Source organism: Pantoea sp. Fr+CA_20 (assembly GCF_024520835.1).
Classification (GTDB): Bacteria; Pseudomonadota; Gammaproteobacteria; order Enterobacterales; family Enterobacteriaceae; genus Pantoea; species Pantoea allii.
In genome coordinates this window covers 76,097-101,558 of the sequence record NZ_JALNPN010000007.1, presented here as the reverse complement: position 1 = coordinate 101,558, position 25,462 = coordinate 76,097, and the positions used below count along the sequence as shown (strand labels likewise).

At 55.3% G+C, this 25,462-nt stretch carries 24 protein-coding genes; 8 read left to right on the top strand and 16 right to left on the bottom strand.

Annotated elements, in window-relative coordinates; genetic code table 11:
- Nucleotides 1-73 precede the first annotated feature (73 nt).
- Entirely contained in the window at nucleotides 74-1,522 is a 1,449-nt protein-coding gene (gene thiI, locus NR177_RS11390) for a tRNA uracil 4-sulfurtransferase ThiI (RefSeq protein ID WP_096012000.1), read from the bottom strand.
- A 232-nt stretch (nucleotides 1,523-1,754) separates the two neighbouring features.
- On the opposite strand from thiI, the gene xseB reads away from it, so the two are divergent.
- The 4 genes from xseB (at nucleotide 1,755) to NR177_RS11370 (ending at nucleotide 5,833) form a co-directional block, all read left to right on the top strand.
- Nucleotides 1,755-1,997, top strand: a complete 243-nt coding sequence (gene xseB, locus NR177_RS11385; protein ID WP_145393732.1) for an exodeoxyribonuclease VII small subunit — start codon at nucleotides 1,755-1,757, stop codon at nucleotides 1,995-1,997.
- Nucleotides 1,997-2,896 (top strand): (2E,6E)-farnesyl diphosphate synthase, encoded by a 900-nt coding sequence (gene ispA, locus NR177_RS11380; protein ID WP_063878633.1) that lies wholly within the window; start codon nucleotides 1,997-1,999, stop codon nucleotides 2,894-2,896. Before xseB ends, ispA begins: the two co-directional genes overlap by 1 nt.
- A 19-nt stretch (nucleotides 2,897-2,915) precedes the next feature.
- Nucleotides 2,916-4,781 (top strand): 1-deoxy-D-xylulose-5-phosphate synthase, encoded by a 1,866-nt coding sequence (gene dxs / locus NR177_RS11375; protein WP_241567247.1) that lies wholly within the window; start codon nucleotides 2,916-2,918, stop codon nucleotides 4,779-4,781.
- 77 nt (nucleotides 4,782-4,858) lie between these two features.
- Nucleotides 4,859-5,833, top strand: coding sequence for an aldo/keto reductase (locus NR177_RS11370; protein WP_063878631.1), 975 nt, complete (start codon nucleotides 4,859-4,861; stop codon nucleotides 5,831-5,833).
- Between the two features lie 172 nt (nucleotides 5,834-6,005).
- Here NR177_RS11370 and pgpA read toward each other — a convergent pair whose 3' ends face one another.
- The 6 genes from pgpA to nrdR form a co-directional block, all read right to left on the bottom strand.
- Nucleotides 6,006-6,503 (bottom strand): phosphatidylglycerophosphatase A, encoded by a 498-nt coding sequence (gene pgpA / locus NR177_RS11365; protein WP_063878630.1) that lies wholly within the window; start codon nucleotides 6,501-6,503, stop codon nucleotides 6,006-6,008.
- A complete protein-coding gene (gene thiL, locus NR177_RS11360) occupies nucleotides 6,490-7,467 on the bottom strand; it encodes a thiamine-phosphate kinase (RefSeq protein WP_096012004.1) in 978 nt (325 codons plus the stop codon). The genes pgpA and thiL overlap by 14 nt, the downstream gene beginning before the upstream one ends.
- A gap of 54 nt (nucleotides 7,468-7,521) precedes the next feature.
- The gene (gene nusB, locus NR177_RS11355) at nucleotides 7,522-7,941 is read right to left on the bottom strand and encodes a transcription antitermination factor NusB (RefSeq protein WP_063878628.1); all 420 of its coding nucleotides are present in this window, start codon (nucleotides 7,939-7,941) and stop codon (nucleotides 7,522-7,524) included.
- 19 nt (nucleotides 7,942-7,960) lie between these two features.
- Nucleotides 7,961-8,431, bottom strand: a complete 471-nt coding sequence (gene ribE, locus NR177_RS11350) for a 6,7-dimethyl-8-ribityllumazine synthase (protein ID WP_109717098.1) — start codon at nucleotides 8,429-8,431, stop codon at nucleotides 7,961-7,963.
- 90 nt (nucleotides 8,432-8,521) lie between these two features.
- Nucleotides 8,522-9,625, bottom strand: coding sequence for a bifunctional diaminohydroxyphosphoribosylaminopyrimidine deaminase/5-amino-6-(5-phosphoribosylamino)uracil reductase RibD (gene ribD / locus NR177_RS11345; protein ID WP_063878626.1), 1,104 nt, complete (start codon nucleotides 9,623-9,625; stop codon nucleotides 8,522-8,524).
- A gap of 3 nt (nucleotides 9,626-9,628) precedes the next feature.
- A complete protein-coding gene (nrdR, locus tag NR177_RS11340; protein ID WP_006117986.1) occupies nucleotides 9,629-10,078 on the bottom strand; it encodes a transcriptional regulator NrdR in 450 nt (149 codons plus the stop codon).
- Between the two features lie 543 nt (nucleotides 10,079-10,621).
- On the opposite strand from nrdR, the gene NR177_RS11335 reads away from it, so the two are divergent.
- Complete coding sequence (locus NR177_RS11335; RefSeq protein ID WP_256852958.1) at nucleotides 10,622-11,176, top strand: DUF3251 domain-containing protein; 555 nt, start codon at nucleotides 10,622-10,624, stop codon at nucleotides 11,174-11,176.
- Nucleotides 11,177-11,228: 52 nt separating this feature from the next.
- On the opposite strand, the gene secF is transcribed toward NR177_RS11335, so the two are convergent.
- The 5 genes from secF to queA are packed head-to-tail and all read right to left on the bottom strand — an operon-like array spanning nucleotide 11,229 to nucleotide 16,676.
- Entirely contained in the window at nucleotides 11,229-12,197 is a 969-nt protein-coding gene (gene secF / locus NR177_RS11330; RefSeq protein ID WP_063878624.1) for a protein translocase subunit SecF, read from the bottom strand.
- Between the two features lie 10 nt (nucleotides 12,198-12,207).
- A complete protein-coding gene (gene secD / locus NR177_RS11325) occupies nucleotides 12,208-14,055 on the bottom strand; it encodes a protein translocase subunit SecD (RefSeq protein ID WP_096012006.1) in 1,848 nt (615 codons plus the stop codon).
- A 25-nt stretch (nucleotides 14,056-14,080) separates the two neighbouring features.
- A complete protein-coding gene (gene yajC, locus NR177_RS11320) occupies nucleotides 14,081-14,413 on the bottom strand; it encodes a preprotein translocase subunit YajC (RefSeq protein WP_006117993.1) in 333 nt (110 codons plus the stop codon).
- Complete coding sequence (gene tgt, locus NR177_RS11315) at nucleotides 14,413-15,561, bottom strand: tRNA guanosine(34) transglycosylase Tgt (protein WP_063878622.1); 1,149 nt, start codon at nucleotides 15,559-15,561, stop codon at nucleotides 14,413-14,415. The genes yajC and tgt overlap by 1 nt, the downstream gene beginning before the upstream one ends.
- 44 nt (nucleotides 15,562-15,605) lie before the next feature.
- Nucleotides 15,606-16,676, bottom strand: coding sequence for a tRNA preQ1(34) S-adenosylmethionine ribosyltransferase-isomerase QueA (gene queA / locus NR177_RS11310; RefSeq protein WP_109717095.1), 1,071 nt, complete (start codon nucleotides 16,674-16,676; stop codon nucleotides 15,606-15,608).
- Between the two features lie 101 nt (nucleotides 16,677-16,777).
- Here queA and NR177_RS11305 point away from each other — a divergent pair, with 101 nt between their 5' ends.
- The 3 genes from NR177_RS11305 (at nucleotide 16,778) to NR177_RS11295 (ending at nucleotide 19,665) form a co-directional block, all read left to right on the top strand.
- Nucleotides 16,778-17,359, top strand: coding sequence for an ACP phosphodiesterase (locus NR177_RS11305; RefSeq protein WP_109717094.1), 582 nt, complete (start codon nucleotides 16,778-16,780; stop codon nucleotides 17,357-17,359).
- A 222-nt stretch (nucleotides 17,360-17,581) separates the two neighbouring features.
- The gene (locus NR177_RS11300; protein ID WP_109717093.1) at nucleotides 17,582-18,394 is read left to right on the top strand and encodes an inositol monophosphatase; all 813 of its coding nucleotides are present in this window, start codon (nucleotides 17,582-17,584) and stop codon (nucleotides 18,392-18,394) included.
- A complete protein-coding gene (locus NR177_RS11295) occupies nucleotides 18,394-19,665 on the top strand; it encodes a histidine-type phosphatase (protein WP_256852923.1) in 1,272 nt (423 codons plus the stop codon). The genes NR177_RS11300 and NR177_RS11295 overlap by 1 nt, the downstream gene beginning before the upstream one ends.
- A gap of 234 nt (nucleotides 19,666-19,899) precedes the next feature.
- On the opposite strand, the gene proY is transcribed toward NR177_RS11295, so the two are convergent.
- The 4 genes from proY to NR177_RS11275 all read right to left on the bottom strand — a co-directional run bounded on the left by proY (nucleotide 19,900) and on the right by NR177_RS11275 (nucleotide 25,458).
- Nucleotides 19,900-21,246 carry a proline-specific permease ProY gene (gene proY / locus NR177_RS11290; RefSeq protein ID WP_063878617.1) on the bottom strand — a complete coding sequence of 449 codons (1,347 nt, stop codon included), beginning with the start codon at nucleotides 21,244-21,246 and terminating at the stop codon, nucleotides 19,900-19,902.
- Between the two features lie 70 nt (nucleotides 21,247-21,316).
- Entirely contained in the window at nucleotides 21,317-22,636 is a 1,320-nt protein-coding gene (gene brnQ / locus NR177_RS11285) for a branched-chain amino acid transport system II carrier protein (RefSeq protein ID WP_096012012.1), read from the bottom strand.
- A gap of 390 nt (nucleotides 22,637-23,026) precedes the next feature.
- On the bottom strand, nucleotides 23,027-24,130 hold the full coding sequence (locus NR177_RS11280; RefSeq protein WP_241567251.1) for a cobalamin-independent methionine synthase II family protein: 1,104 nt from the start codon (nucleotides 24,128-24,130) through the stop codon (nucleotides 23,027-23,029).
- A gap of 407 nt (nucleotides 24,131-24,537) precedes the next feature.
- On the bottom strand, nucleotides 24,538-25,458 hold the full coding sequence (locus tag NR177_RS11275) for a PstS family phosphate ABC transporter substrate-binding protein (RefSeq protein ID WP_256852922.1): 921 nt from the start codon (nucleotides 25,456-25,458) through the stop codon (nucleotides 24,538-24,540).
- Between the last annotated feature and the right edge of the window lie 4 nt (nucleotides 25,459-25,462).

The window sequence follows — 25,462 nt, the reverse complement described above, 5'->3', positions numbered from 1 at the left end:
GCGGGCACGGTGCCCGCATCACTCTCAGGTGGACGCGGGCACCGCCGAAACAGTCATACTGTCTCGGATCGCCTTACGGGCGGTAAACTTTGACGTTTTTAAAACCCTGCTCATGCAGGTACAGCGCCTGTAACTTGCTCATCACGCCGCGATCGCAATACAGCAGCCAGGTTTTGTTCTGATCGAGATCGCCAAACTGCGTGCTGAGTTTATAGAACGGCATCGATTTCACTTCGGTGCCCACCAGCTGCAGCGGTTTGTCTTCCTGCTCATCCACCGAGCGAATATCCAGCACGCTGTCGTTTTCGTTCAGTAAGCCGACCGTTTCCACCTCGACGACGTCTTCCTGGGTCTGCTCAGCGATGTCGCGAATATCAACGTTAGTGGCTTCGGCCACCATGCGTTCCAGAATCGAGAAGTCAAAATGGCTTTCTTCGGCTTCGATTTTGCCTTTTACCGCCCTAACCGTCGGGCTTTTGGAAATCACACCACAATATTCCGGCATGGTGCTGGCAAAATCTTCGGTGCCGATCTCACGCGCGACCTTAATGATGTGTTCTTTATCATGGGAGATCAGCGGACGCAGAATCAGCGTATCAGAGGCATTGTCGATTAAACGCAGGTTAGTCAGCGTCTGGCTGGATACCTGCCCCAGCGCTTCACCGGTCACCAGCGCCTGCACGCCATAACGTTCAGCCACCATCGACGCGGCGCGAACCATCATGCGCTTCAGCACCACGCCCATTTGGCCATCGTCGACTTTTTCTAAAATTTCGCCCACGACCGGCTCGAAGTTAATCGCCACAAAACGGACCCGATGCGAACGGCCAAAACGGTTCCAGATATAATGCGCCACCTGACGCACGCCGATTTCATGCGCTGCCCCACCAAGATTAAAGAAGCAGTAGTGCACCCGGCAACCGCGACGCATCAACATGTAGCTTGAAACGCCGGAGTCAAAACCGCCCGAGATCAGCGACAGCACGTCTTCCTGCGTGCCGATCGGGAAACCGCCCAGCCCTTCATAGCGTGCGGTGACCAGGGTTAAACGGTTTTCTTCCACTTCCAGATTGACCGTCACCTGCGGCTTTTTAAGCTGTACCGTCGCACTGTCGATGTGCTGATTCAGACCACCGCCCACATAGCGTTCTACATCCTGCGAACTGAAGCTGTGTTTGCCCCGGCGCTTAACCCGCACGCAAAACGTTTTGTTTTCAAGAGCATCGCGATACTGCGCCAGCGTCTGCTCAAAAATATGGTGGATATCGGTATATTCACGATCTTCAACCGCAAGGACATGATGAATACCGGGGATGCGCATGAGCTCATCAGGAATGACCCTGCGCATGGCTTCATCTTTACAGCGCACTTCAATATGATCCCAGTGACGCACGACCGCGATCTCATCGCTGACCGTTTTGAGCACGTTACGGATATTGCTGGCAAGAATCTTAATAAAGCGCAGGCGCACCGACTGACTCTTGATGGTGATTTCGGGAAATAACTTGACGATAAACTTCATGGCGATACAGCTTCGTTGGGCAAATAAGTGCTAAAACAGGCTGCACTTAGCTGGTAAGATCATAAAATTGCGGGGTGCCAGGCGCATCCGCATCCGAGGCGCGAGAGTATATCACCTTTACCCGGTGACTGCTTCTGCAACAGCATGCGCATTGATTATTTTGCTAATCATTCTCTGTCAGCTACCATGACCGATTGCAAGATAACGTCCCAACCGTGAGTCGATCCTAACTATGCCGAAAAAAGCCGAACAGCCAGCCAGCTTTGAAACGTCATTGCAGCAGCTGGAACAGATTGTCAGCCGTCTGGAAAGTGGTGAACTGCCGTTGGAAGACGCACTCAATGAATTTGAGCGCGGCGTGCAGTTAGCACGCAACGGCCAACAGACGCTGCAACAGGCTGAGCAGCGCGTTCGTATTTTACTCAGCGATGATAAAGACGCCGACCTCTCCTCCTTTACGCCGGAAAACAGCTAATGGATTTTCCTGAACTGCTCGACGCCTATCACCGGCAGGTGAACCGCGCGTTGACGGGCTTATTAGATGCCTTGCCTTTTCAGAGTTCTCCTCTGGTGAATGCCATGCAGTATGGGGCATTATTAGGCGGAAAACGCCTGCGCCCGTTTCTGGTCTACGCCACCGGCGAAATGCTTCACGCCGACAACGCCAGCCTGGATGCGCCCGCTGCGGCAGTTGAGTGTATTCATGCCTATTCACTGATTCATGACGATCTTCCGGCAATGGACGATGACGCCCTGCGTCGTGGTCAACCGACTTGCCATATCAAATATGGTGAAGACACGGCTATCCTTGCCGGGGATGCGCTGCAAACGCTGGCCTTTTCGATTCTTGCCGACCAGCCGATGCCGGGCGTAAGCGCGGAATACCGACTGGCCATGCTGTCCGAGCTGGCAAAAGCCAGCGGCGTAGCCGGCATGTGCGGTGGACAGGCGTTAGATCTGGCCGCTGAAGGTCAGTCAGTGGGCCTGACCCAACTTGAACAGATTCATCGTCATAAAACCGGGGCATTAATTCGCGCAGCCGTTCGGCTCGGCGCCTTTGCCGCCGGGGAAAAAGGTCGTGAAGCGCTCCCGCATCTTGACCGCTATGCCGATGCGATTGGCCTGGCTTTTCAGGTGCAGGATGACATCCTGGATGTGACGGGCGACACAGCTGTCATCGGAAAACGTCAAGGTGCCGATCAAGATCTTGGAAAAAGCACCTATCCTTCACTGATGGGTCTGGATAATGCCCGCACTAAGGCACTGGATTTGTATCAGGAAGCCGTCGATGCTTTGCATATGCTCTCTGCAAAATCCTATAACACTAAAGCCTTGAAGGCGCTGGCGAGCTTCGTAATTGAACGCGATAAATAACTTCCATGATGAGTCACTGATGAGTTTTGATACTACAAAATACCCGACACTGGCGCAGGCAGAAACGGTTCAGGCGCTGCGAGCCCTGCCTAAAGAGAAATTGCCTGCGCTTTGCAACGAGCTGCGCCAGTATTTATTAGACAGCGTGAGCCGCTCAAGCGGCCATTTTGCGTCGGGCCTGGGCGTGGTCGAGCTGACGGTGGCGCTGCATTACGTTTATAACACACCGTTCGATCACCTGGTCTGGGACGTCGGTCATCAGGCTTATCCGCACAAAATTTTAACGGGTCGTCGCGATCGCATTGGCTCTATTCGCCAAAAGAACGGCGTGCATCCGTTTCCCTGGCGCGGTGAGAGTGAATACGACGTGCTGAGCGTGGGCCACTCCTCCACCTCCATCAGTGCCGGACTGGGCATGGCTGCGGCTGCCGAACGTGAAGGCAAAGGCCGCCGCACCGCCTGCGTTATCGGTGATGGCGCAATCACTGCCGGCATGGCGTTTGAAGCCATGAACCATGCGGGCGATATCAAGTCCGATATGCTCGTTATTCTGAATGACAATGAAATGTCGATTTCCGAAAACGTGGGTGCCCTGAATAACCGACTGGCGCAGATTTTATCTGGCAAAACCTATGCCCGTTTGCGTGAGGGCGGTAAGCGCGTCCTGACCGGCCTGCCGCCGATCAAAGAGTTAGTCCGGCGCACCGAAGAGCACCTGAAAGGCATGGTCGTGCCCGGTACGCTGTTCGAAGAGCTGGGATTTAACTATATCGGCCCGGTTGACGGACATGATGTCCTGACGCTGGTGAATACGCTGAGCAACATGCGCAGCCTGAAAGGCCCGCAGTTCCTGCATATTATGACCAAAAAGGGCAAAGGTTATGCGCCGGCGGAGCAGGACCCTATCGCCTGGCATGCGGTGCCAAAATTTGACGTTGCCAGTGGCGAGCTGCCAAAAAGCGCCGAAGGTTTGCCGAGCTATTCCAAAATTTTCGGTAACTGGCTGTGCGAGATGGCCGCTGACGATGCCAAACTCATGGCCATTACGCCAGCCATGCGTGAAGGTTCCGGCATGGTGGGTTTCTCTCGCAAGTATCCCAATCAATATTTTGATGTCGCTATTGCGGAACAGCATGCGGTGACCTTTGCAGCGGGCCTGGCCATTGGCGGCTATAAACCGGTGGTGGCTATCTATTCCACCTTCCTGCAGCGCGCCTACGATCAGGTGATTCACGATGTGGCGATTCAGAAGCTGCCGGTGTTGTTTGCTATCGATCGTGGCGGCATCGTGGGTGCTGACGGTCAAACGCACCAGGGCGCGTTCGATCTCGCCTACCTGCGCTGCGTTCCGGACATGGTGATTATGACGCCGAGCGACGAGGACGAATGTCGCCAGATGCTGTATACCGGCTATCACTATCAGGATGGCCCGGCTGCGGTTCGCTATCCGCGCGGCACCGGCACCGGCGCGGCATTAACGCCGCTGCAAAGCCTGCCGCTGGGTAAAGGCGTGGTAAAACGTCAGGGCGAAAAACTGGCTATCCTCAACTTTGGTACGCTGTTGCCAGAAGCGAGCCAGGTGGCGGAAGCGCTCAATGCCACGCTGGTTGACATGCGCTTTGTGAAACCGCTGGATACGGCACTGATCACTGAACTGGCGGCCCGTCACGAATCCTTGATTACGCTGGAAGAAGGCGCGATTAAAGGCGGCGCAGGTAGCGGCGTGAATGAGTATGTCATGGCTAAGCGCCTGGGTGTGCCGGTGCTGAATATCGGCCTGCCTGATGAGTTTATTCCACCCGGCACGCAGGAAGAGATGCGTCACGTCTACCAACTGGACGTTGACGGTATTCAACAGCAAATCAGTCGCTGGCTGGCGCAATAGTTCCCTGCCCCGCTCTCTGCGGAGAGCGGTATTCCTGCTATGCTTGATCCCCTGGGAAAGACATAGCAGGAGTCATCATGAAAACCATTCAATTAGCGAATACCGACTTAAGGGTTTCACGGCTTTGCCTGGGCTGTATGACCTTCGGCGAACCCGATCGTGGCAAGCACGCCTGGACACTGCCTGAAGAGAGCAGCCGTCCGCTCATCCGCCAGGCACTCGACGCCGGGATCAATTTTTTCGATACTGCGAACAGCTATTCGGATGGCAGTAGCGAGGAAATTTTAGGCCGGGCGCTTCACGATTTCGCCCGGCGTGATGAGGTGGTGGTCGCCACCAAAGTTTTCTTTCCCATGAGCAATCTGTCGCAGGGCTTATCCCGTCAAAATATCCTGCAATCCATTGACGACAGCCTGCAACGGCTCGGCATGGACTATGTCGATCTGCTGCAAATTCACCGCTGGGACTATGACACGCCGCTGGAAGAGACGCTGGATGCGCTTAACGAGGTGGTGAAATCAGGAAAGGCGCGTTATATCGGTGCTTCCTCAATGCATACCAACCAGTTTGCTCAGGCCCTGGCATTGCAGGACCAGGAGGGCTGGGCGCGCTTTGTCACCATGCAGGATCAGTACAATCTGATTCAGCGTGAAGAAGAGCGTGAGATGCACCCCTTGTGCCAGCGGGAAAACATTGCGGTTCTGCCCTGGAGTCCGCTGGCGCGCGGCAAGCTTACCCGTCCGTGGGGAGAAACGACCGCACGCTCCGTGTCGGATGAGGTCATCAAATCGCTCTATGCCTCAACCGAGGAAAACGACGCCGTGATAGCCGAGCGCCTGGCGCAGGTTGCGGCAGATAAAGGCGCGACGCGTGCACAGGTGGCTCTGGCCTGGTTGCTTAGCAAGCCTGCCGTCACCGCGCCGATTATCGGTGCCTCCCGTGCAGAGCAGTTTGCCGATCTGGTCAACGCGGTAAATGTCGAGCTGACGCCAGATGATATCGCCAAACTGGAAGAGGCTTATCAACCGCATCCGGCAACGGGCTATCAGTAAGGAACTTTCAGGGAGGCGCGCTATCCGGGCAGCGGCATTGTCTGTTGAATATGCGCTAATCTGAGCACTGATTTGATAGTGACGACCGTTCCCGCGATTGCACGGGAACGGTCGTTGTGCTGTAAAGCAATATGCAGGTTAAGACGATGTTGTTTTGCGTCACCCGGCAAGGTTATCCCGCCAGATAAACGCCTGTACCGTACAGCATCGCCGCCGCGATAATACCTGCGATAATATCATCCACCATGATGCCCATACCGCCGTGCACGTTACGGTCAAACCAGCGAATCGGCCAGGGCTTCCAGATATCCAGCACCCGGAACAGGACAAAGCCGCTGACCACCCATTGCCAGCTGTTAACCGGAATCGCCATCAGGGTAATCCACATCCCGATAAACTCATCCCAGACAATGCTACCGTGGTCATGCACGCCCATATCTTTGGCGGTGCGATGGCAGAGGTAAACGCCCACGCTAATGCCCAATAACACGACCAGTGAGTACAGGTCATGAGGGAGAAAGGTCATGAGCCACCAAAACGGGATGGCAGCCAGCGATCCCACCGTACCCGGCATAAACGGGCTGAGCCCGCTGCCGAAGCCGGTCGCCAGTAAATGCCAGGGATTGCGCAGGCGCAGGCGACTTTTGGCGAGGGTTTTATCTGTGGTCAAAATGGTCGAATCCTTTATGGCGGAATTCTGTCGGTTTGCCGTTGTCCAGCAGGGACAGTCCTTCTGACTCCGGTGCCATCTGGCCGATACAGGTGTAAGGCACGCCAAGATGGCCCAGTGCCACGTCCAGCGCGCCGCGATTGACTTCCGGTACGCTAAAGCACAGTTCGTAGTCCTCTCCGCCGCTCAGCGCCCAGCGCAGTACCTGCGCGGCATCAAAGTTTTCACGCAGTGCAGAAGACAGCGGCAGCGCATCAAGATTGATCCTGGCACCACAGCCGCTGGCTTTCAGCACATGACCCAAATCGGAGATCAACCCGTCCGATAAATCAATGGCCGATGACGCCAGGGAACGCAACGACTGCCCCTGCAGAATGCGCGGCATCGGGCGCAAATGGCGCTTGATCAGGGCTTCATGTATCGCCGGATCGTCAATGCGACAGTGATGTTGTAATAACGCCAGTCCGGCGGCACTGTCACCCAGCGTGCCGGTCACGTAGATCCAGTCGCCCGGTTTAGCGCCCGATCGTTTCAATGCTTTGCCGTGCGGGATCAAACCATGAATTCCCAGCGTCAGGCTGAGCGGCCCGCGCGTCGTGTCACCGCCGACCAGTTGCATGTCGTAATATTCCAGCAGGTCGAACAGGCTTTCGCTAAAGCTGCTTAACCAGGCTTCATTGACCTCAGGCAAGGTCATCGCCAGCGTCAGCCAGGCAGGATCGGCCCCCATTGCAGCCAAATCGCTCAGGTTAACCGCCAGAGATTTATAGGCTAAATCGGCAGGATGGATGGAAGGCAGGAAGTGGACGCCTGAAACCAGCGTATCGGTGCTGACCGCCAGCGTCTGTTTTTCGGGCACGCTAAGCAACGCGCAATCGTCGCCGATGCCGAGTTCGACATCACGGCGGCTCCGCGTTCTGCGGTTGAAGTAGCGTGCGATGAGTTCAAATTCACCACATGACATAATTGCGTTCCGCTTAACCATTAATGAAAAAGGCCGGCAAGCCGGCCTTATTGATTATTTGCGTTGGGGTCTAATCTGTGGACCGGCTTTATCCAGTACGCCGTTGACAAATTTATGGCTGTCTTCGGCACCAAATACTTTCGCCAGTTCGATACCTTCGTTGATGGCCACTTTGTAGGGCACATCAGAACGCTTGCTCAATTCATACAGCGAAATACGCAGAATGGCTTTTTCCACCTGCCCCAGCTCTTCAAGCTGACGCGACAGATAGGGCTTCATTAAGCCATCCAGGTACGCGCTGTTGGTCGCCACACCGGTCAGCAGTTCGCGGAAATAGGTAATGTCGACGTCTTTGACGTCTTGTTCCGCCAGAAACTGGTATTCCACATCGGCAATGTCGTTGTTGGACAACTGCCAGGAGTAAAGCGCCTGGACAGCGCACTCACGGGCGCGACGACGAGCAGCAGGTTTCACAAAATTCCCCTTACAAAAATCAGGCTTTAATGGCTTTCAATACGTTGATCATTTCAAGCGCGGTCAGGGCCGCTTCGGCACCTTTATTACCCGCTTTGGTTCCAGCACGCTCAATGGCCTGCTCGATATTTTCGGTCGTCAGTACGCCAAATGCCACAGGAATATCACAGTCCATGGCAACGCTGGCAATACCGGAGCTGGCTTCGCCTGCGACATATTCGAAGTGCGCAGTGCCACCACGAATCACGGTACCCAGAGCAATAACGGCATCGTATTTGCCGGTTTTTGCCAGCGCACGCGCTGCCAGCGGCAGTTCATAAGCACCAGGCACCCAGACAACGGTGATATTGTCATCGCTGACCTGGCCGATGCGCTTCAGGGCATCGACTGCGCCGTCTAACAGGCTGTCATTGATGAAGTTGTTAAAACGCGCGATAACGATGGCAATGTTTGCCTCAGGCGTTGCAACGGCAGCTTCGATAACTTTCATACATATCCTTTCAGGGGTTTGTTTGGCCCCGCGCAGGGGGGCGGATTCTAACATACTCTTTGGCGGCGTGCTCTCGCTTTTCCGCCTCTGTTATTGCGGTGTCAGGGTCAGGCGCACATCGCTGCCGACCTGACGGATATCGCTGAAGGCAAAGACTGGCGCATCGGCCAACGCTGTCAGGCCCGCCAGCTGGCATAAACCACGTGCGTCATTGCCGAGTAATTTCGGGGCGACATATAAAATCAGCTCATCAACCAGGCCTGCCTGAAGTAGCGCACCCGCCAGCGTGGCACCCGCTTCCACCCAGACACTGTTAATTTGCCGCTGGCCCAGCACCATCATCAGGGCCACTAAATCCAGCTGGCTGTCGCGCAGCGGAACAGGAATTTGCGTGACCGTTTCGGGCCAGCGCAGATCGTCGGCCTGCTGACGCATCAGCCAGGTTTCGCCCAATTGTTCAATAAGTTTGTGCTGAGGCGTTACGCGATTCTGGCTATCGACGATCACTCTGACCGGCTGACGCAGCTGTGCTTCATCCACCAGGCGCTGGCTGTCGCTGTCCAGTTCTGACCAGCGCACCGTTAACGAAGGGTCATCCGCCAGAACCGTTGCGCTCGTGCTGAGGATGGCAGAGCTCTGGGCGCGCAACCGCTGTACATCCCGCCGGGCAGCCGCCGAGGTGATCCACTGGCTTTCACCGTTTGCCATTGCTGTGCGGCCGTCCAGCGATGCGCCCAGTTTTAACTGTATCCAGGGAAAGCCGGTGCGCATGCGTTTCAGAAAACCGCGATTCAGGGCTTCCGCTTCCTGCATCATCAGTCCGTGGCTGACCTCAATGCCCGCCTGGCGCAGACGATGCAATCCCCGCCCAGCCACCTGCGGATTGGGGTCCTGCATGGCTGCGACTACCCGCGTTACGCCAGCGGCAATAAGCGCGTCGCAACAGGGCGGCGTGCGGCCGTGATGGCTGCAGGGTTCCAGCGTCACATAGGCGGTCGCCCCCCGGGCGCGGTCACCCGCCATACGTAGCGCATGCACTTCTGCATGGGGTTCACCGGCGCGCTGGTGCCAGCCTTCTCCAACAATCTGGCCGTCGCGTACAATCACGCAGCCGACATTCGGATTGGGCGTGGTCGTAAAACGGCCGCGCCGCGCCAGTTCCAGCGCGCGCGCCATAGCGTGTTCATCAGTCATGATTTAATCCTGTAATCTGGCAATCTCTTCGCCAAAATCACGCACATCTTCGAAGCTGCGATAAACGGAAGCAAAGCGAATATAGGCCACCTTATCGAGCTTTTTCAGTTCATCCATGACCAGGTTCCCAATCAGCTTGCTGGGGATTTCACGTTCACCGGTCGCGCGCAACTGGGTTTTAATATGGCTTACCGCACTCTCTACCGCATCCGCACTGACCGGACGCTTTTCCAGCGCTTTCATCATGCCGCTGGCGAGTTTGTCTTCATTGAAAGGTTCACGCACATCGTTGCTTTTCACCACGCGCGGCATCACCAGCTCAGCCACTTCAAACGTCGTAAAACGCTCATGGCACACCAGACATTGACGACGGCGCCGCACTGATGAACCCTCACTAACCAGACGAGAATCAATCACTTTAGTGTCTACAGCGGAGCAGAATGGGCAATGCATGACGTTTCCTGACACGAGATAAATAGGTCATACAGTGTAGCGCGAACTGCAGGTCAACAAAATCGATTCCCGTGCTTTACCCTGTCGTCCTTACAGCCTGAGGGAGCAAAACGCTCACGAAGACAAAAAGCAGGCCGCTTACCGCGTCATGCGCTAAATGTTATCCCCGGCAGCAGGCGTTATCTTTGCAAAGAAGCCGGCACAAACGCCGGTGCGGCTTGCTTGCTGGCGATGACCCGGACGCAACACGGCAGTGGGTTTACACGGCCGGATTACCCGACAGAAAGAATCTGGATGGGGACGTCAAGGGTGAACCTCAGGTCGTCAGACTATTCCGTTAACGGAAAAAGAAACGCCTGGTCGCTAAAGGCAGTCTTGACGCCATCGCTCACGTAGAAGATAACGTGATGTCGGCAACGGTCAGGTTAAAAGGCACGACCGGATACGTGAACGCCATTGATTTCGATAAATCATTGCAGCCCCACGGACAACCTGTGCCGGGGCGGTTTTTAGGTATTTCTCTATAACGGAAAAGGATAAATGATGATCAGGACGGTTTGGGCACCTGCGGCCCTGTCGCTGGTTCTGTTGAGTGGTTGCAGCACAACGCAACAGCCGCAGGTGAAACAGCTCCATCAGGAAGTCAGCCAACTCAATCAGCAGATGCAGCAGCTCACCAGCCAGGCAGGCGCGGTGGAGATTCAGGGACAGCTTAACGCGCACTCGCAGCAGGGCGCATGGCTATTACCGCAGGCCAATACGCCTGTTGAATTGCAAACCCAGGCCGGTACGTTGCGCTTATCGTTATCAAAGGTTGAGGCAGAAGCTGGCGGATCACACGCTAACCTGACCCTGCAGACACGCGATAATCAGCCGCTGCCTGCGCTGGAGGCCACCGTGGTATGGGGCCAGCTTGATCCCGCAACGGGCAAGCCGCTTGAAGCCGACAGCCTGACTCAGACCATCGCGGTGCCCACCGCGCTGACGCCGCGCAGTTCGGTCACGGTTCCGTTACGTTTGAGCGGTATTACGCCAGAGCAGCTCGGCTATGTCCGGGTTCACCAGGTGCTGGCCAAAACGGCTGCGCCCAGGTCTTAACGACAAAAAAAAGCCGCCAGATTGCGCTGGCGGCTTTTCCATCATGCACAGATTACGGCAGGATTGAAGGCTGGTCTGCGCCCTCTTTCTCGACTTTCTGCACCAGCATGTGTTCGCGTTTCATGCCCAGCTTCAGCGCCAGCGCTGAAGAGACGTAAATCGATGAAATCGTACCAATAGTGACACCGATCAGCATGGTTAGCGAGAAGCCTTTCAGCAGCGCACCACCAAAGATGAACAGAATCAGGATCATCGCCAACGTCGTCAGCGAGGTGATCAAGGTACGGCTCAAGGTCTGGGTCAGGGACACGTTGGTAATATCGTAAGAGGACCCGCGGCGGATCTTGCGGAAATTCTCACGAATACGGTCCGACACCACGATTTTATCGTTAAGCGAATAACCGATAACCGACATCAGCGAGGCCACAATGGTGAGGTCGATCTCCACCCGGAACAGCGACAGCAGGCCACAGGTGATGATCACGTCATGTGCCAGCGCCAGCACCGTACCCAGCGCCAGACGCCACTCAAAGCGAATACCGATATAGATCAGAATCGCAATAAGTGCCGACATCAAAGCTAACGCACCGGCCTGCGCCAGATCGCTGCCTACGCTGGGTCCAACAAACTCGATACGTTTTACCGTCGCGTTTTGCTGCGTGGTCTGGTTAATTACCGTCACCACTTTATTACCTAACTCGGTGCCTGCAGGGCCAGTAACTGGTGGCATACGCACCATCACGTCACGGCTGCTGCCAAAGTTCTGGATCAGCGGCTCCTGGAAACCGGCCTTAACCAGCTCGCCACGAATCGTGTCGAGATCGGCAGGTTTCTCCAGGTTGATCTCAATCACCGTACCGCCGGTGAAATCGAGACCCCAGTTAAAGCCACGTACGCCAACAATGGCAATCGAGATGATGATTAACAATCCCGAAATAATAAATGCCAGCGTATCCCAGCGCATAAAGTCGACGACTTTACGGCCGTGGTTTAACTGCTCAATGTTATATTCCTGTGCCACAACGCACTCCTCAGATAGACAGCTTTTTGACGCGCTTGCCACCGTACATCAGGTTAATGATGGCGCGGGTACCGACAATCGATGTGAACATTGAGGTTGCGATACCAATAGCCGTTGTAATCGCAAAGCCCTTAATGGACCCCGTACCCACCGCATACAGAATCACCACTTTGATCAGGGTGGTTACGTTAGCATCGACAATACTGGAGAAGGCGCCTTTATAGCCCTCGTGGATTGCCTGCTGTACGGAACGCCCGTTGCGCAGTTCTTCTTTAATACGTTCATTAATCAGTACGTTAGCATCGACTGCCACCGCCAGCGTCAGGACGATACCGGCAATGCCTGGCATCGTCAGCGTCGCACCCGGTAACAGGGACATAATACCGACAATCAGCACCAGGTTTGCCAGCAGCGCGCTGGTGGCAATCAGGCCCACTTTCTTGTAGTACAGCACCATAAACAGGATAGAGGCGACCAGGCCCCACAGGCAGGCTTCCAGACCCTGAGTAATGTTCTGCTGACCCATGGTTGGACCGATGGTACGCTCTTCCACAATCTGGATAGGCGCAATCAGCGCACCGGCGCGCAGCAGCAGCGACAGCTGACGTGCTTCGTTCGGGTTGCCGATACCGGTAATACGGAAGCTGTTGCCAAGGCGCGACTGGATATTGGCGACGTTAATCACCTCTTCCTGTTTCACCAGAATGGCTCGACCGTTAGCATCTTTCTTACCGCTGTCTTTGTACTCCACAAACAGGGTCGCCATCGGCTTACCGATGTTGTCCTTGGTGAAGTTAGACATAATATTACCGCCCGCGCCGTCCAGTGAAATGTTCACCTGAGGCTGGTTGTACTCATCCATGCTGGATGTGGAGTCGGTAATATGGTCACCCGTCAGGATGACACGCTTATAGAGCACCACAGGGCGTCCGTCGCGCGTGTCTTTCACTTCCGAGTCGCCCGGTACGCGGCCACTGGCGGCGGCGCTTGGGTCCACGCTGGTGTTAACCAGACGGAATTCCAGCGTCGCTGTCGCGCCCAAAATCTCTTTGGCACGTGCGGTGTCCTGAATACCTGGCAGTTCAACCACGATGCGGTCAGAACCCTGACGCTGTACCAGGGGTTCAGCAACGCCCAGCTGGTTGACACGGTTACGCAGAATAGTGATGTTCTGTTGAACAGCGTATTCACGTGCTTCGCTGAGACGCGCATCGGTCATGGTGGCACGCAGCGAATCATCGCCGCTGCTGTTGATGACCAGGTCCTGATGACGGGATGACAACCACTTCACCGCAGCATCGCGGCTGGCAGCATCACGGAAACGAATTTCCACGCCGTAGTTAGCAATCTTGTTGACGTTGGTATAGGGAATATTTTTTTCGCGCAGGTCGCTGCGCAGGCTGTCAGCATTCTGCTCTTGCAGTTTGCTCAGGGCAGTATCCATATCCACTTCCATCAGGAAGTGCACACCACCACGCAGATCGAGGCCAAGCTTCATTGGCTGTGCCGCCAGCAGAGCCAGCCAGCGCGGCGTTGCCGGTGCGAGGTTCAGGGCAACCACATAGTTTTCGCCCAGCGCCTTCATGATCGCTTCACGGGCGCGCAGTTGCACATCCGTATTGGCAAAACGCGCAGTGATCGCGCCATTTTCCAGGGCAACAGACTTAGTTTGAATATTGTCTTGTTTTAATACGTTCTGAATTTGATCCAACGTTTGCTCACTGGCGGCGCTTCCGCGCGCGCCAGTGATCTGAACAGCCGGATCCTCACCATAAAGGTTGGGAAGTGCATACACCAGGCCAATGACAAGCACCACGACCAGCATTATGTACTTCCACAAAGGATAACGATTTAACACGGCAGTTCCCTTAGGGAAGTAAAAATTACAGCGCCTTCATAGAACCTTTCGGCAGGACGGCAGCCACGAAATCACGTTTGATAACCACTTCAGTAGTGTCGTTCAGCGCAATAGCAATGTAGCCGGTTTCTGCCACTTTTGTTACGCGACCCACCAGGCCACCGTTCGTCAGGACTTCATCACCCTTGGAGATAGAATCCATCAGCTTCTTGTGCTCTTTTGCACGCTTCTGCTGCGGGCGCAGGATCATGAAGTAAAAGATCAGGCCAAAGACGACCAGCATGATCACCAGAGAATACGGACTTCCCTGAGACGGTGCGCCTGCTGCAGCCACAGCGTCAGAAATGAAAAAGCTCATTAAATTTCCCTCATTGATGAATTATCAGACGTTAAAGGCGGAACCGCTTTGCCCGTCCGTTGGTAGAACTCGCTAACAAAGCGCTCTAATTTACCCTCTTCGATAGCCTGGCGTAAACCCGCCATCAAACGCTGGTAATAGCGCAGGTTATGAATCGTGTTCAGACGTGCGCCCAGTATTTCGTTACAGCGATCAAGATGATGCAAGTACGCACGGCTGTAATTGCGACAGGTGTAACAATCACACTCCGCATCCAGCGGCGAAACATCGTCTTTATGCTTCGCATTGCGAATTTTTACCACGCCATCGGTCACAAATAAGTGGCCATTACGCGCATTACGCGTTGGCATGACGCAGTCAAACATATCCACGCCGCGACGCACGCCTTCAACCAGATCTTCAGGTTTACCGACGCCCATCAGGTAACGGGGTTTGTCCTCGGGAATCTGCGGGCAAACATGCTCAAGGATACGGTGCATATCCTCTTTAGGCTCACCGACCGCCAGGCCGCCCACAGCGTACCCATCAAAGCCAATCTCTACCAGACCTTTCACAGAGACATCACGTAAATCTTCGTAAACCGAGCCCTGAATAATGCCAAACAGCGCATTTTTGTTCCCCAGGCTGTCAAAACGGTCACGACTGCGTTGCGCCCAGCGCAAAGACATCTCCATAGAGCGCTTGGCATAATCCCAGTCTGCCGGGTACGGCGTACACTCATCGAAGATCATCACGATGTCCGATCCCAGGTCGTACTGGATCTCCATCGATTTTTCCGGATCGAGGAAAATCGCGTCACCGTTGATCGGATTGCGGAAATGGACACCGGCTTCGGTGATCTTACGAATGTCACCCAGGCTAAACACCTGGAAGCCGCCAGAATCGGTCAGAATGGGGCCTTTCCACTGCATAAAATCATGCAAATCGCCGTGCAACTTCATGATTTCCTGGCCGGGACGCAGCCAGAGGTGGAAAGTGTTGCCCAGAATAATTTGCGCGCCGGTTTCCTGCACTTCTTCCGGCGTCATGCCCTTCACGGTGCCATAGGTGCCCACGGGCATAAACGCCGGGGTTTCCACCACGCCACGATCGAAAATCAGACGACCGCGACGCGCGCGACCGTCTGTGGTATCAAGTTCAAATTTCACAAGACCTCCATCGGAGAAACAGTCCGATGTTCAAAGTAAACAGATCAGGCACCCACTTTTTCCCGCGGAGCCTGTGGGTTTTTGCTGATAAACATCGCGTCGCCGTAGCTGAAGAAACGGTATTCTTCCGCCACCGCCGCACGATAAGCAGCCATGGTGTGCTGATAACCGGCAAAGGCCGATACCAGCATGATCAACGTCGATTCGGGCAGATGGAAATTGGTGATCAACGCATCAATCACCTGATACTCATAGCCCGGATAGATAAAGATTTGGGTGTCATCGAAGAACGGCGCAATCAGCGCATCCTGGCTGGCTTTGGCTGCACTTTCCAGCGAGCGTACTGAGGTTGTCCCCACCGCGACGACCTTGTTGCCACGGGCTTTACAGGCCAGCACCGCATCCACAACCTCCTGCGGTACTTCCGCATATTCGGCGTGCATATGGTGTTCTTCAATCGTTTCTACGCGCACCGGCTGGAACGTTCCTGCCCCGACGTGCAGGGTGACAAAGGCCATTTCAACGCCTTTGTCTTTCAGCGCCTGAATCAGGGGTTCATCAAAGTGCAGACCGGCGGTCGGGGCCGCGACGGCCCCCGGGCGCGCGCTGTATACCGTCTGGTAAAGCTCGCGATCGGCCTCTTCATCGGGACGATCAATATACGGCGGCAGCGGCATATGACCTACGCTGTTGAGGATGTCCAGAACGGCCCGATCGTCCTCAAACGCAATCTCAAACAGGGCATCGTGGCGCGCGACCATCGTGGCGTTAACGCTTTCATCGTCGCCCAGCAGCAACGCTGCGCCAGGCTTTGGCGCTTTGGACGCCCTTACGTGTGCCAGAACGCGCTTGTCATCAAGCATGCGCTCAACCAGCATTTCGATTTTACCGCCGCTTGCCTTGCGACCAAACACCCGGGCCGGGATCACGCGCGTGTTGTTAAACACCAGCAGATCGCCAGGTTGCAGCTTGTCCAGCACATCGGTAAACACGCCATGGCTCAGTGCACCACTTGTACCGTCCAGCGACAGTAAGCGGCAACCGCTACGCTGCGCCTGGGGATAATGGGCGATAAGGGATTCGGGCAATTCAAAAGCAAAATCGGCGACACGCATGACAGACTTCTTACTCAGAAAAACAGGCGGCACAGTTTAGCGGAAAATCGCTCAATTCTGAACAACTGGCTGCGCAAAGCGAGTTGCGCTTATAATAGCGCATGAATTTTCTTGCTCATCTTCACTTAGCCCATCTTGCAGACAGCTCGCTACTCGGCAATCTGATGGCGGATTTCGTTCGCGGTGCGCCGCATCAACACTGGCCCAAACCGGTGGCCGACGGCATTCTGATGCATCGTCGCCTGGATGTTATGACCGATGCCTTGCCGGAAGTGCGAGAGGCGCGTCAGCTGTTTCGGGCTGAAACCTACCGTGTCGCACCCATTACCCTGGATGTTATCTGGGACCATTTTCTGGCGCGCCACTGGGATCGCTTTCATCAGGCACACACGTTGCAACAATTTACCGCCAAAGCCGAAAGCGAAATCGTTCCGCAACTGGCGGCCACGCCTGACGAATTTAAAGCCCTCAATGCGGTGATGTGGCGTGAACGCTGGTTCGAGCATTACGCTGATCCACAGCGTCTTGAACGGGTGCTGAACGGGATGGCGAGCCGTCGGCCAAAACTGGCCGCTCTGCGCGACTCTTACCACGACTTTAGGGCGCATTATGCTGCGTTTGAAGCCTGCTTTTTCCAGTTCTATCCGCGCCTGATGACGCTGGCTGTCGAGCAGCAGCTATAACCTCCCCCTCCTTTTTACATCAGGTTTGTGAGCGCTTTTCATTGCGCCATCAACCTGTAACGCTGAAAAAGCGCGCAGTCAGTCATACAGCCGTATTGCCATTGCTTCCGGTCTGCGGCTTAATAAGCCTTGCTTAACTATGATTTACCTTGCTCTCACTGTCAGACCGCCTGTTCAGGCGCTTCCTTTATCCGATATGGTTTAAAATCATAAGAGGGAAACATGTCATCCGCTTCGCATTCTGAAATTGACGCGCGCTATCATTACGCCTGCGAAATCGCCCGTGCGGCGGCAAGCCGCGCCTGGTCATGGTATCAACAGCGTCAAAAACTGGTGGTGGAACATAAAAGGGATCTTCAGGATGTGGTCAGTGAAGCTGACCGCAACGTTGAAGAATTAATTAAATCATTGATCTCAGAACGTTATCCAGATGATGCCGTTTTAGGCGAGGAGAGCGGCGGTGACACGCAAGGTGCCCGTATTGTATGGGTGATCGATCCCATTGATGGCACAGCCTGCTTTGTTAACGGCCTGCATAACTGGTGCGTCTCGCTGGCGATTGTGTGCGATGGCGAGCCGGTCGTTGGCGTGATTTGCGATCCCAATCATCACGAGCTGTTTCACGCCCGCAAAGGAAACGGCGCCTGGCTCAACGAGACCCGGCTCGAAGTGCATAAAGCCCGGCACCTCAATGAAGGCCTGCTGGGGATCAGTAACTCCAGCCGGGTTCCCGGTGAAAAAGTGACGCAGCTCATCGATGCCCTGCTCAGGCAAGGTGGGATGTTTATTCGCATCGGCTCCGGGGCTTTAACCAGTGCCTGGGCCGCTGCAGGCCGTCTGATTGGCTATTATGAAGCACATATGCATCCCTGGGACAGCCTGCCCGGCATCGTGTTAATGCGTGAGGCCGGCGGCGTGACCAACGATTATCTGCGCAACGACGGTCTGAAAAAGGGCAATCCTGTTTTGCTGGCGAATGCGGTAATCTATCCGCAAATTAAAGCGCTGCTTGCGACGCATGAAATTGAGGATTGATGATGCCTGCCCATGTTCCCCGGCGCTTAATTGCGCTCTGCGCGTTGTGGTTGTTGGCGGGGCCTCTGCACGCGGCTCCGGAATACCAACTTGAGAAAGTGGTAGAACTGAGCCGACACGGGGTACGTCCGCCGACGCCCGGTAATCGTAAGGAGATTGAAGCGGCAAGCCAGCAGCCATGGTACGTCTGGAGCACGGCAGACGGTGAACTGACGGGCCATGGCTACAGCGCGGTGGTGAATAAGGCACGCTGGGAAGGGGAGCACTATCGCCAGTTGGGTTTACTCAACGCGGGTTGCCCTGATGCGACAGCGCTCTACGTGCGCGCCAGCCCGCTGCAGCGAACGCGCGCTACCGCCGAGGCGCTGGTGGACGGTGCCTTTCCCGGCTGTGGCGTTACCGTTCATACCGTTAAGGGCGATGTCGATCCGCTGTTTCAGACGGAGAAGCTCCCCTTTGCCCAGACCGATCCGCAGCGCGAACTGGCGGCAAAACAGCGCGTGGCGGGCGATTTAGCCCAACGTCAGCAGCAGCTTCAGCCTGCGATTGCGCTGCTTAAACAGTCGGTATGTCCGGCCAGCAGCGATTGTCCGTTTTTCGATCGCCCCTGGCAGTTCAAACAGACAAAAAGCGGCAGCGTTTATGTTGAAGGCTTAAGCGCCATGGCCGCCATGGTCGAGACACTGCGGCTGGGTTACAGCGAAAATTTACCGTTCGCGAAGCTGGCCTGGGGGCACATTACGTCCGCCCAACAGATCACCGCCCTGCTCCCGCTGCTGACAGCCAATTATGATCTCAGCAATGATGTGCTCTACATGGCACAACGTCACGGTTCCCTGCTGCTGTCACAGATGCTTGAGGCTATTGAAGGTAATGATCCGGACGTGCGCTGGCTGCTTTTGGTGGCACATGACACCAACATTGCGATGGTGCGCCGCTTAATGGGATTTGAATGGCAACTGCCCGGCTATACGCGCGGTAATATTCCACCGGGAAGCAGCCTGGTGCTGGAACGCTGGCGGGACCGAAATACGCATCAGCGCTACCTGCGCCTCTATTTTCAGGCACAAAGTCTGGATGGTCTGCGTCACTTGCAACCGGTGAGCGACAGCCATCCCCTGTTGCGTCAGGAATGGCGGCAACCCGGATGCAAAATCACAGCGGTCGGAACACTTTGCCCGTTACAGGCGGCCGTTACGCAGTTGGGTAAGCAGACAGATAACAGCGCGCGCGTTCCGGTCAGCATGATATTGCCGTCTTCGGACGGATAACCCACGCGGCCCGGACGGTTTCGCCGGGCGTAGCGCTGGCCTTTGTCTTATTTTACGGCAACTTATTTAATGGCGGCGCGTTTTGCATTAGCATGATTTCGTCAATCATCCCTCTATTTGTTTCATTTGCCATATCTGTTTTCGGCGAGTCATTTCGCCGATTTTATTTTGCTTAACCGCCAATCCTGTGTTGTCCCAACCCGTTGATATCCGGGCTGGGACAAATCAACCGCGTTATTTACGCACCAGCTTATAGCCCAGCAGCAGTACCACAATCCATACCATCCCGACATACAGTGAAATGCGGGTGTCCGGGAAGTAGCCGATCAGGCCAATAATAAAACACAGAAATGCCACGCCAAAGCCTGCTGTCCAGCTTCCGCCAGGCAACGCAAAGGTTAACCCACGGGCGGCGGCTTTGCCGATCTTGCGTCGAAACGCCATCTGTGACAGCAGAATCATGATCCAAACCCAGACGGTGGCAAAAGTCGCCAGCGAGGCGATAACCAGGAAGACTTTTTCTGGCATCAGGTAGTTGAGGTACACCGCAATCAGCATGGCAAACATCATCACCACCACCGTCACCCAGGGAATACCGCGCGAAGAGACCTTCATAAACATTTTGGGTGCATGGCCCTGCTGTGCCATGCCATGCAGCATACGTCCGACGCCAAACACATCGCTGTTGATCGCCGACAGCGAGGCCGTCAGCACCACAAAGTTCAGGATAGACGCTGCCGCCGCAATCCCCATATGCTGGAATGTCAGAACAAATGGGCTGCCGTTGGTGCCCACCTGATTCCAGGGATAAATCGACATAATGACAAACAGCGTACCCACATAAAAAACCAGAATACGCATCGGGACGGAGTTGATAGCGCGCGGGATAGAGGTGGCCGGATCGTTGGCTTCACCCGCCGTGATACCGATGATTTCAATGCCACCGTAGGCAAACATCACCATCTGCAGCGACAGCAACATTCCCACGAGACCGTGCGCAAAAAAGCCGCCATTGGTCCACAGGTTATGAATGCCGGTGGGCTGGCCACCGTTGCCTATCCCCCAGATGATCATGCCAAACCCGGCCAGGATCATCACAACGATGGTGGCGACCTTGAAGAAGGAGAACCAAAACTCCACTTCACCAAACACCTTCACGCTCATTAAATTGACCGCGCCGATGATCAGCACCACGCTGAGCACCCAGATCCAGTGCGGGACCTCCGGAAACCAGACGCCCATATAGATACCGAACGCCGTTACGTCCGCGATAGCCACGATCAGAATTTCAAAGCAGTAGGTCCAGCCGGTGATGTAGCCCGCCAGCGGACCAAGATAATCCTGCGCATAGCGGGAAAACGAGCTGGCCTGCGGGTTGTTGACTGACATCTCACCCAGCGCGCGCATGATGATGTACGCCACCGCGCCGCCAATGATATAGGCGAGCAGTACGCTCGGTCCTGCCATCTTGATGGCGTCCGCCGAGCCGTAAAACAGCCCGGTGCCAATCGCCGATCCCAGCGCCATAAAACGGATGTGGCGCGTGCTCAGTCCGCGTTTGAGCTTGTTGGTTTCTTGCATAACAACCTGTACCTGTGAAATGAAAAAACCACGGGCAAGCCCGTGGTTAAAGAAGAATCAATCTTAGCCGTTACGAGTGAACCGACACCTGCTCTGGCCCTTTCAACCGATCGACCAGCGCCACAGCCAGCAACATCACCAGCGATGGCGGCAACCAGGCAAGGCCCTGGTCGGCTAACGGCAGATGCTGGCTAAATGCGGGTAACGCCTCTTTAAACCCGGTGGTTTTGATGGCGTCAAGGATACCAAATAGCAGGCTGACCAGCATAGTCGGTGCGATGATACGGCTGCTTTTGTTCCACCAGTTCAGCGTAAAACTCAGTACGACCAGCACGATACACGGCGGATAAATGGCCGTCAGCACCGGAATGGAAATCTGAATCAGATGGCTCAGCCCCAGGTTAGACACCACCATCGAGAACAGGCCCAGTACAAAGACCAGCGTTTTGTAAGACCAGGGCAGATATTGCGCAAAAAACTCTGCGCAGGCACAGGTCAGGCCCACAGCCGTCACCATACAGGCAATGAAAATCAGTGCGGCCAGGAAGAAGCTGCCCATGTCACCGAAGGTCTGCTGGACGTAAGCATGCAGAATCGCCGCACCGTTGGCATTCTGATCCACTAACGCACCGCTGCCCGCGCCCAGTTTAAACAGGCTGAGATAGACCAGCGTCAAACCGACGCCAGCGATCACCCCAGCTAAAACCGTGTAGCGGGTTAACAGCGCCGCATTATCAATGCCGCGCGAACGTGCCGCGTTGACGATGACAATGCCGAAGACCATCGCGCCCAGCGTATCCATGGTGAGATAGCCGTTCACAAAACCACTGGAAAATGCGGCGCGCTGATAGTCCGCTGTCGCGGGAATCGTTCCGCCCGCCGGCCACAGTAAAGCCGCGACGCCCAGCAGCGTCAGGGCTGCAATTTTTAGCGGGGCGAGAAAATGGCCGACCGTATCCAGCAATTTACCCGGATAGAGGGAAATCACCATCACCAGCGCAAAGTAAATCAGGCTGTAGATAAACAGCGGCAGCGGGCCATCGCCAGTGATAGGTGCAATGCCCACCTCAAATGAGACCGTGGCGGTGCGCGGCGTGGCAAAAAGCGGCCCGACCGCAAGGTAGCAGACCGTTGCCAGCACCACGCCAGCGACTTTGCCAATGGGCGTGCTCAGCGCATCAATACCGCCGCCGACGCGCGCAAGGGCGATCACGGTGATAACAGGTAAGCCCACGGCGGTAAGCAGAAAGCCCACAGCGGCCACCCAGACATGTTCGCCTGACTGAATACCGACCATGGGAGGAAAGATGATGTTACCCGCGCCAACAAACAGGGCAAACGTCATGAAGCCCAGCGCGAGAATGTCTTTAACGGTTAAACGATGTGTCATACGGCCTGTCACTGATGTTGCGATGAAAGATAAGTTTGCGTTGTCCCCTCGCTGCGTTAATACGACGACTTGCCAGACAATAACAGCGCATTATGCGTAGCGTCTGGTTTAGCGCAGGTGATTTGAGCTGCTTTTTTTCTGTTCACAGAGGGATAAATCGACAACGGCGGTAAGTAAAACGTTTATAGCGGAGAAAGGCAATACAGGATCGGAAAACCAGAGGCTTATTTCGCAATTTAAACCAATATCAGAGGATCACATCAATATTCGCAGAAAGTGCATCAGATGATGTGCTTTAAAAATAAACAGGCGATGGGAAATATCAGCATACATGCGGGTTTTTGTGCACAAGTGGCGCATGTATTGCGCCACGTTGCACAGATTCAGCGATTACCACACCTGGCTGGCGACATCCACCACCAGACGAATCTTCTGCCACTGTTGCTCTTCGGTCAGGCTGTTACCCTCTTCCGTTGAGGCAAATCCACACTGCGGGCTGAGGCAAATCTGGTCGAGGCTGATGTACTGCGTCGCTTCCTGTAAACGCGCTTTTACCTGCGCGGCGTCTTCCAGTTCACCGACCTTGGTGGTAATTAAACCCAGTACCGCCTTCTGGTGGCCAGGCTTGATGAAACGCAGCGGTTCGAAGCCGCCAGAACGGTGATTGTCATATTCAAGGAAAAACGCATCTACATTGACAGAGCCGAACAGGATTTCAGCCACCGGCTCGTAGCCCCCTTCAGAAATCCAGGTCGAGCGGAAATTGCCACGGCACACATGCAGACCGACGGTCAGGTCGGCCGGTTTGCCTTCTAACGCCTTGTTCAGTACACGTGCATAGGTGCGGGCCAACTGCTCGGGATCGTCGCCGCGCTCACGGATCTCACGCTTTTGCTCCTCTGAACAGAGATAGGCCCAGACGGTATCGTCCAGTTGTAAATAGCGACAGCCTGCATCGTAAAAGGCTTTAATCGCCTCTTTGTAGGTCTGCGCCAGATCGTCAAAGTACACATCCAGATCGGGGTAAACCTTTGCGTCGATCACTTTACGTCCGCCGCGAAAATGCAGCACGCTTGGGCTGGGGATGGTCATTTTTGCCACCGCATTCCCCGCTACGCTCTGCAGGAAGCGGAAATGCGCCAGCATTGGATGCCCATCAAAACCCAGCTTGCCGGTAATTTTTACGCCGTGCGCTTTGGTCTGAACACCGTTGAACTGAATGCCCTGATCCGCTTCATAGTGTTCAACGCCTTTCAGGCCGTAGAAAAAGTCAAAGTGCCACCAGCCACGACGAAATTCCCCATCGGTAACAACCTGAAGGCCATTTTCACGCTGCTTCGCCACCACGTCACGAATCGCTTCATTTTCAACATCACGCAGTTCGTCAGCGCTGATCTCGCCCGCATGAAATTTTTCACGAGCCTGCTTAATGGCGACGGGACGAAGGAAGCTGCCAACAGTATCGGCACGAAACGGGGCGGTTTGTCTTTGCATAATGACTCCTGATCACCCGCCAGATCAGTAGATAATTTCGGGCGGGAATAGTTACACAATGTAATTTTAGCCTTCCAGATGGCTAAACGTCTGAATGCAGATTGTCATGTGACCGGCTTCTGCGCAAACGAAAAAAATTCACTGGGGATGAAAAAGATTCATGTTGCGACGAGAAGAGCGGATTTCGCGGCCGTCCTTTTGCGCATCAGCATTCTTACCCGGCGCAACTGACGCTATGGACGCTATGGACGCTATGGACGCTATGGACGCTATGGACGCTATGGACGCTATGGACGCTGAACAGCATAGCCAGGATGTAGCCCGCACACAGGGCGCGCGGCTAAGACGGAGAATGTTCTTTATCAAGGATGCCTGGTGATCCTCGGGTTCTGCACAGTCAGGAAAGCCTACTGGAGAGCCTTACGCGCCCCGGCCATTTGCGTCTCAGACAGCGGCAGATAACCCGCTTCACTCACGCGCTGCTGGCCTGCTTCAGACAGCACCTGTTGTAAAAAAGCGGCTAACAGCGGCGGCAAGGGCTTACCGGGGGCTTTGTTCACATACAGATAGAGCGGCCGCGCCCAGGGATAGCGACCACTGCGGATAGAATCCGGATCGGGTGCAACCGCCTCACCGTTTTTTGTCATCACCGGCAGCAGTTTTACTCCGCTCAGGTGAAAACCAAAACTGGCATAGCCAATGCTGCGCAGATCGCCGGCGACGGCCTGAACCACCGCCGCCGATCCGGGAAACTCCGCCACGTCGTTGCGAAAATCGCCCTGGCACAGTGCCTGCTGTTTGAAGAATCCCCATGTTCCGGAGGCCGAGTTGCGGCCATAACGCTGGATAGCGCGCTGCTGCCATTCTGGCTGATGCAGGCCCAGATCGCCCCAGCGCTCAGGCACCTGCTGCGCGCCACAGAGACGGGTGACAGAGAACAGGGCATCAAGCTGGCGGGGATCGACAGACTGCAGCGGATTGCGCTGATTCACCACCACCACCAGCGCGTCCATCGCAACCGGTACTGCCAGCGGAGGATAACCATATCGCGCCTCAAATGCCTGGCGCTCATCCGCCTGCATGGGCCGGCTCATGGCCCCAATCTGCACGCTACCGGCGGTGAGCGCGGTGGGCGCGGTTGACGAGCCCGATGCCTGGACCTGGACGTTTACGCCGGGCGACTGACGGCTAAAGTCATCGCCCCATAAGGTCATCAGGTAGCCGAGCGTGTCCGAGCCTGCGCTGCTCAGATTGCCTGAAAGCATAACAGGCTGCGCCTGCACCAAGGCAGGCAACAGAGAGAAGAGCAGCAAAAAAAGCGCGCGCATTGTT

Excerpts from the sequence above, each read along its gene's own strand:
- dxs (WP_241567247.1), top strand. The coding sequence starts at position 2,916 with ATGAGTTTTGATACTACAAAATACCCGACACTGGCGCAGGCAGAAACG.
- NR177_RS11370 (WP_063878631.1), top strand. The coding sequence starts at position 4,859 with ATGAAAACCATTCAATTAGCGAATACCGACTTAAGGGTTTCACGGCTT.
- ispA (WP_063878633.1), top strand. The coding sequence starts at position 1,997 with ATGGATTTTCCTGAACTGCTCGACGCCTATCACCGGCAGGTGAACCGC.
- NR177_RS11275 (WP_256852922.1), bottom strand. The coding sequence starts at position 25,458 with ATGCGCGCGCTTTTTTTGCTGCTCTTCTCTCTGTTGCCTGCCTTGGTG.
- thiL (WP_096012004.1), bottom strand. The coding sequence starts at position 7,467 with ATGTCATGTGGTGAATTTGAACTCATCGCACGCTACTTCAACCGCAGA.
- xseB (WP_145393732.1), top strand. The coding sequence starts at position 1,755 with ATGCCGAAAAAAGCCGAACAGCCAGCCAGCTTTGAAACGTCATTGCAG.
- NR177_RS11295 (WP_256852923.1), top strand. The coding sequence starts at position 18,394 with ATGATGCCTGCCCATGTTCCCCGGCGCTTAATTGCGCTCTGCGCGTTG.
- ribD (WP_063878626.1), bottom strand. The coding sequence starts at position 9,625 with ATGACTGATGAACACGCTATGGCGCGCGCGCTGGAACTGGCGCGGCGC.
- thiI (WP_096012000.1), bottom strand. The coding sequence starts at position 1,522 with ATGAAGTTTATCGTCAAGTTATTTCCCGAAATCACCATCAAGAGTCAG.
- ribE (WP_109717098.1), bottom strand. The coding sequence starts at position 8,431 with ATGAAAGTTATCGAAGCTGCCGTTGCAACGCCTGAGGCAAACATTGCC.
- brnQ (WP_096012012.1), bottom strand. The coding sequence starts at position 22,636 with ATGACACATCGTTTAACCGTTAAAGACATTCTCGCGCTGGGCTTCATG.
- NR177_RS11305 (WP_109717094.1), top strand. The coding sequence starts at position 16,778 with ATGAATTTTCTTGCTCATCTTCACTTAGCCCATCTTGCAGACAGCTCG.
- queA (WP_109717095.1), bottom strand. The coding sequence starts at position 16,676 with ATGCGTGTCGCCGATTTTGCTTTTGAATTGCCCGAATCCCTTATCGCC.
- yajC (WP_006117993.1), bottom strand. The coding sequence starts at position 14,413 with ATGAGCTTTTTCATTTCTGACGCTGTGGCTGCAGCAGGCGCACCGTCT.
- NR177_RS11335 (WP_256852958.1), top strand. The coding sequence starts at position 10,622 with ATGATCAGGACGGTTTGGGCACCTGCGGCCCTGTCGCTGGTTCTGTTG.
- NR177_RS11280 (WP_241567251.1), bottom strand. The coding sequence starts at position 24,130 with ATGCAAAGACAAACCGCCCCGTTTCGTGCCGATACTGTTGGCAGCTTC.
- NR177_RS11300 (WP_109717093.1), top strand. The coding sequence starts at position 17,582 with ATGTCATCCGCTTCGCATTCTGAAATTGACGCGCGCTATCATTACGCC.
- nrdR (WP_006117986.1), bottom strand. The coding sequence starts at position 10,078 with ATGCATTGCCCATTCTGCTCCGCTGTAGACACTAAAGTGATTGATTCT.
- proY (WP_063878617.1), bottom strand. The coding sequence starts at position 21,246 with ATGCAAGAAACCAACAAGCTCAAACGCGGACTGAGCACGCGCCACATC.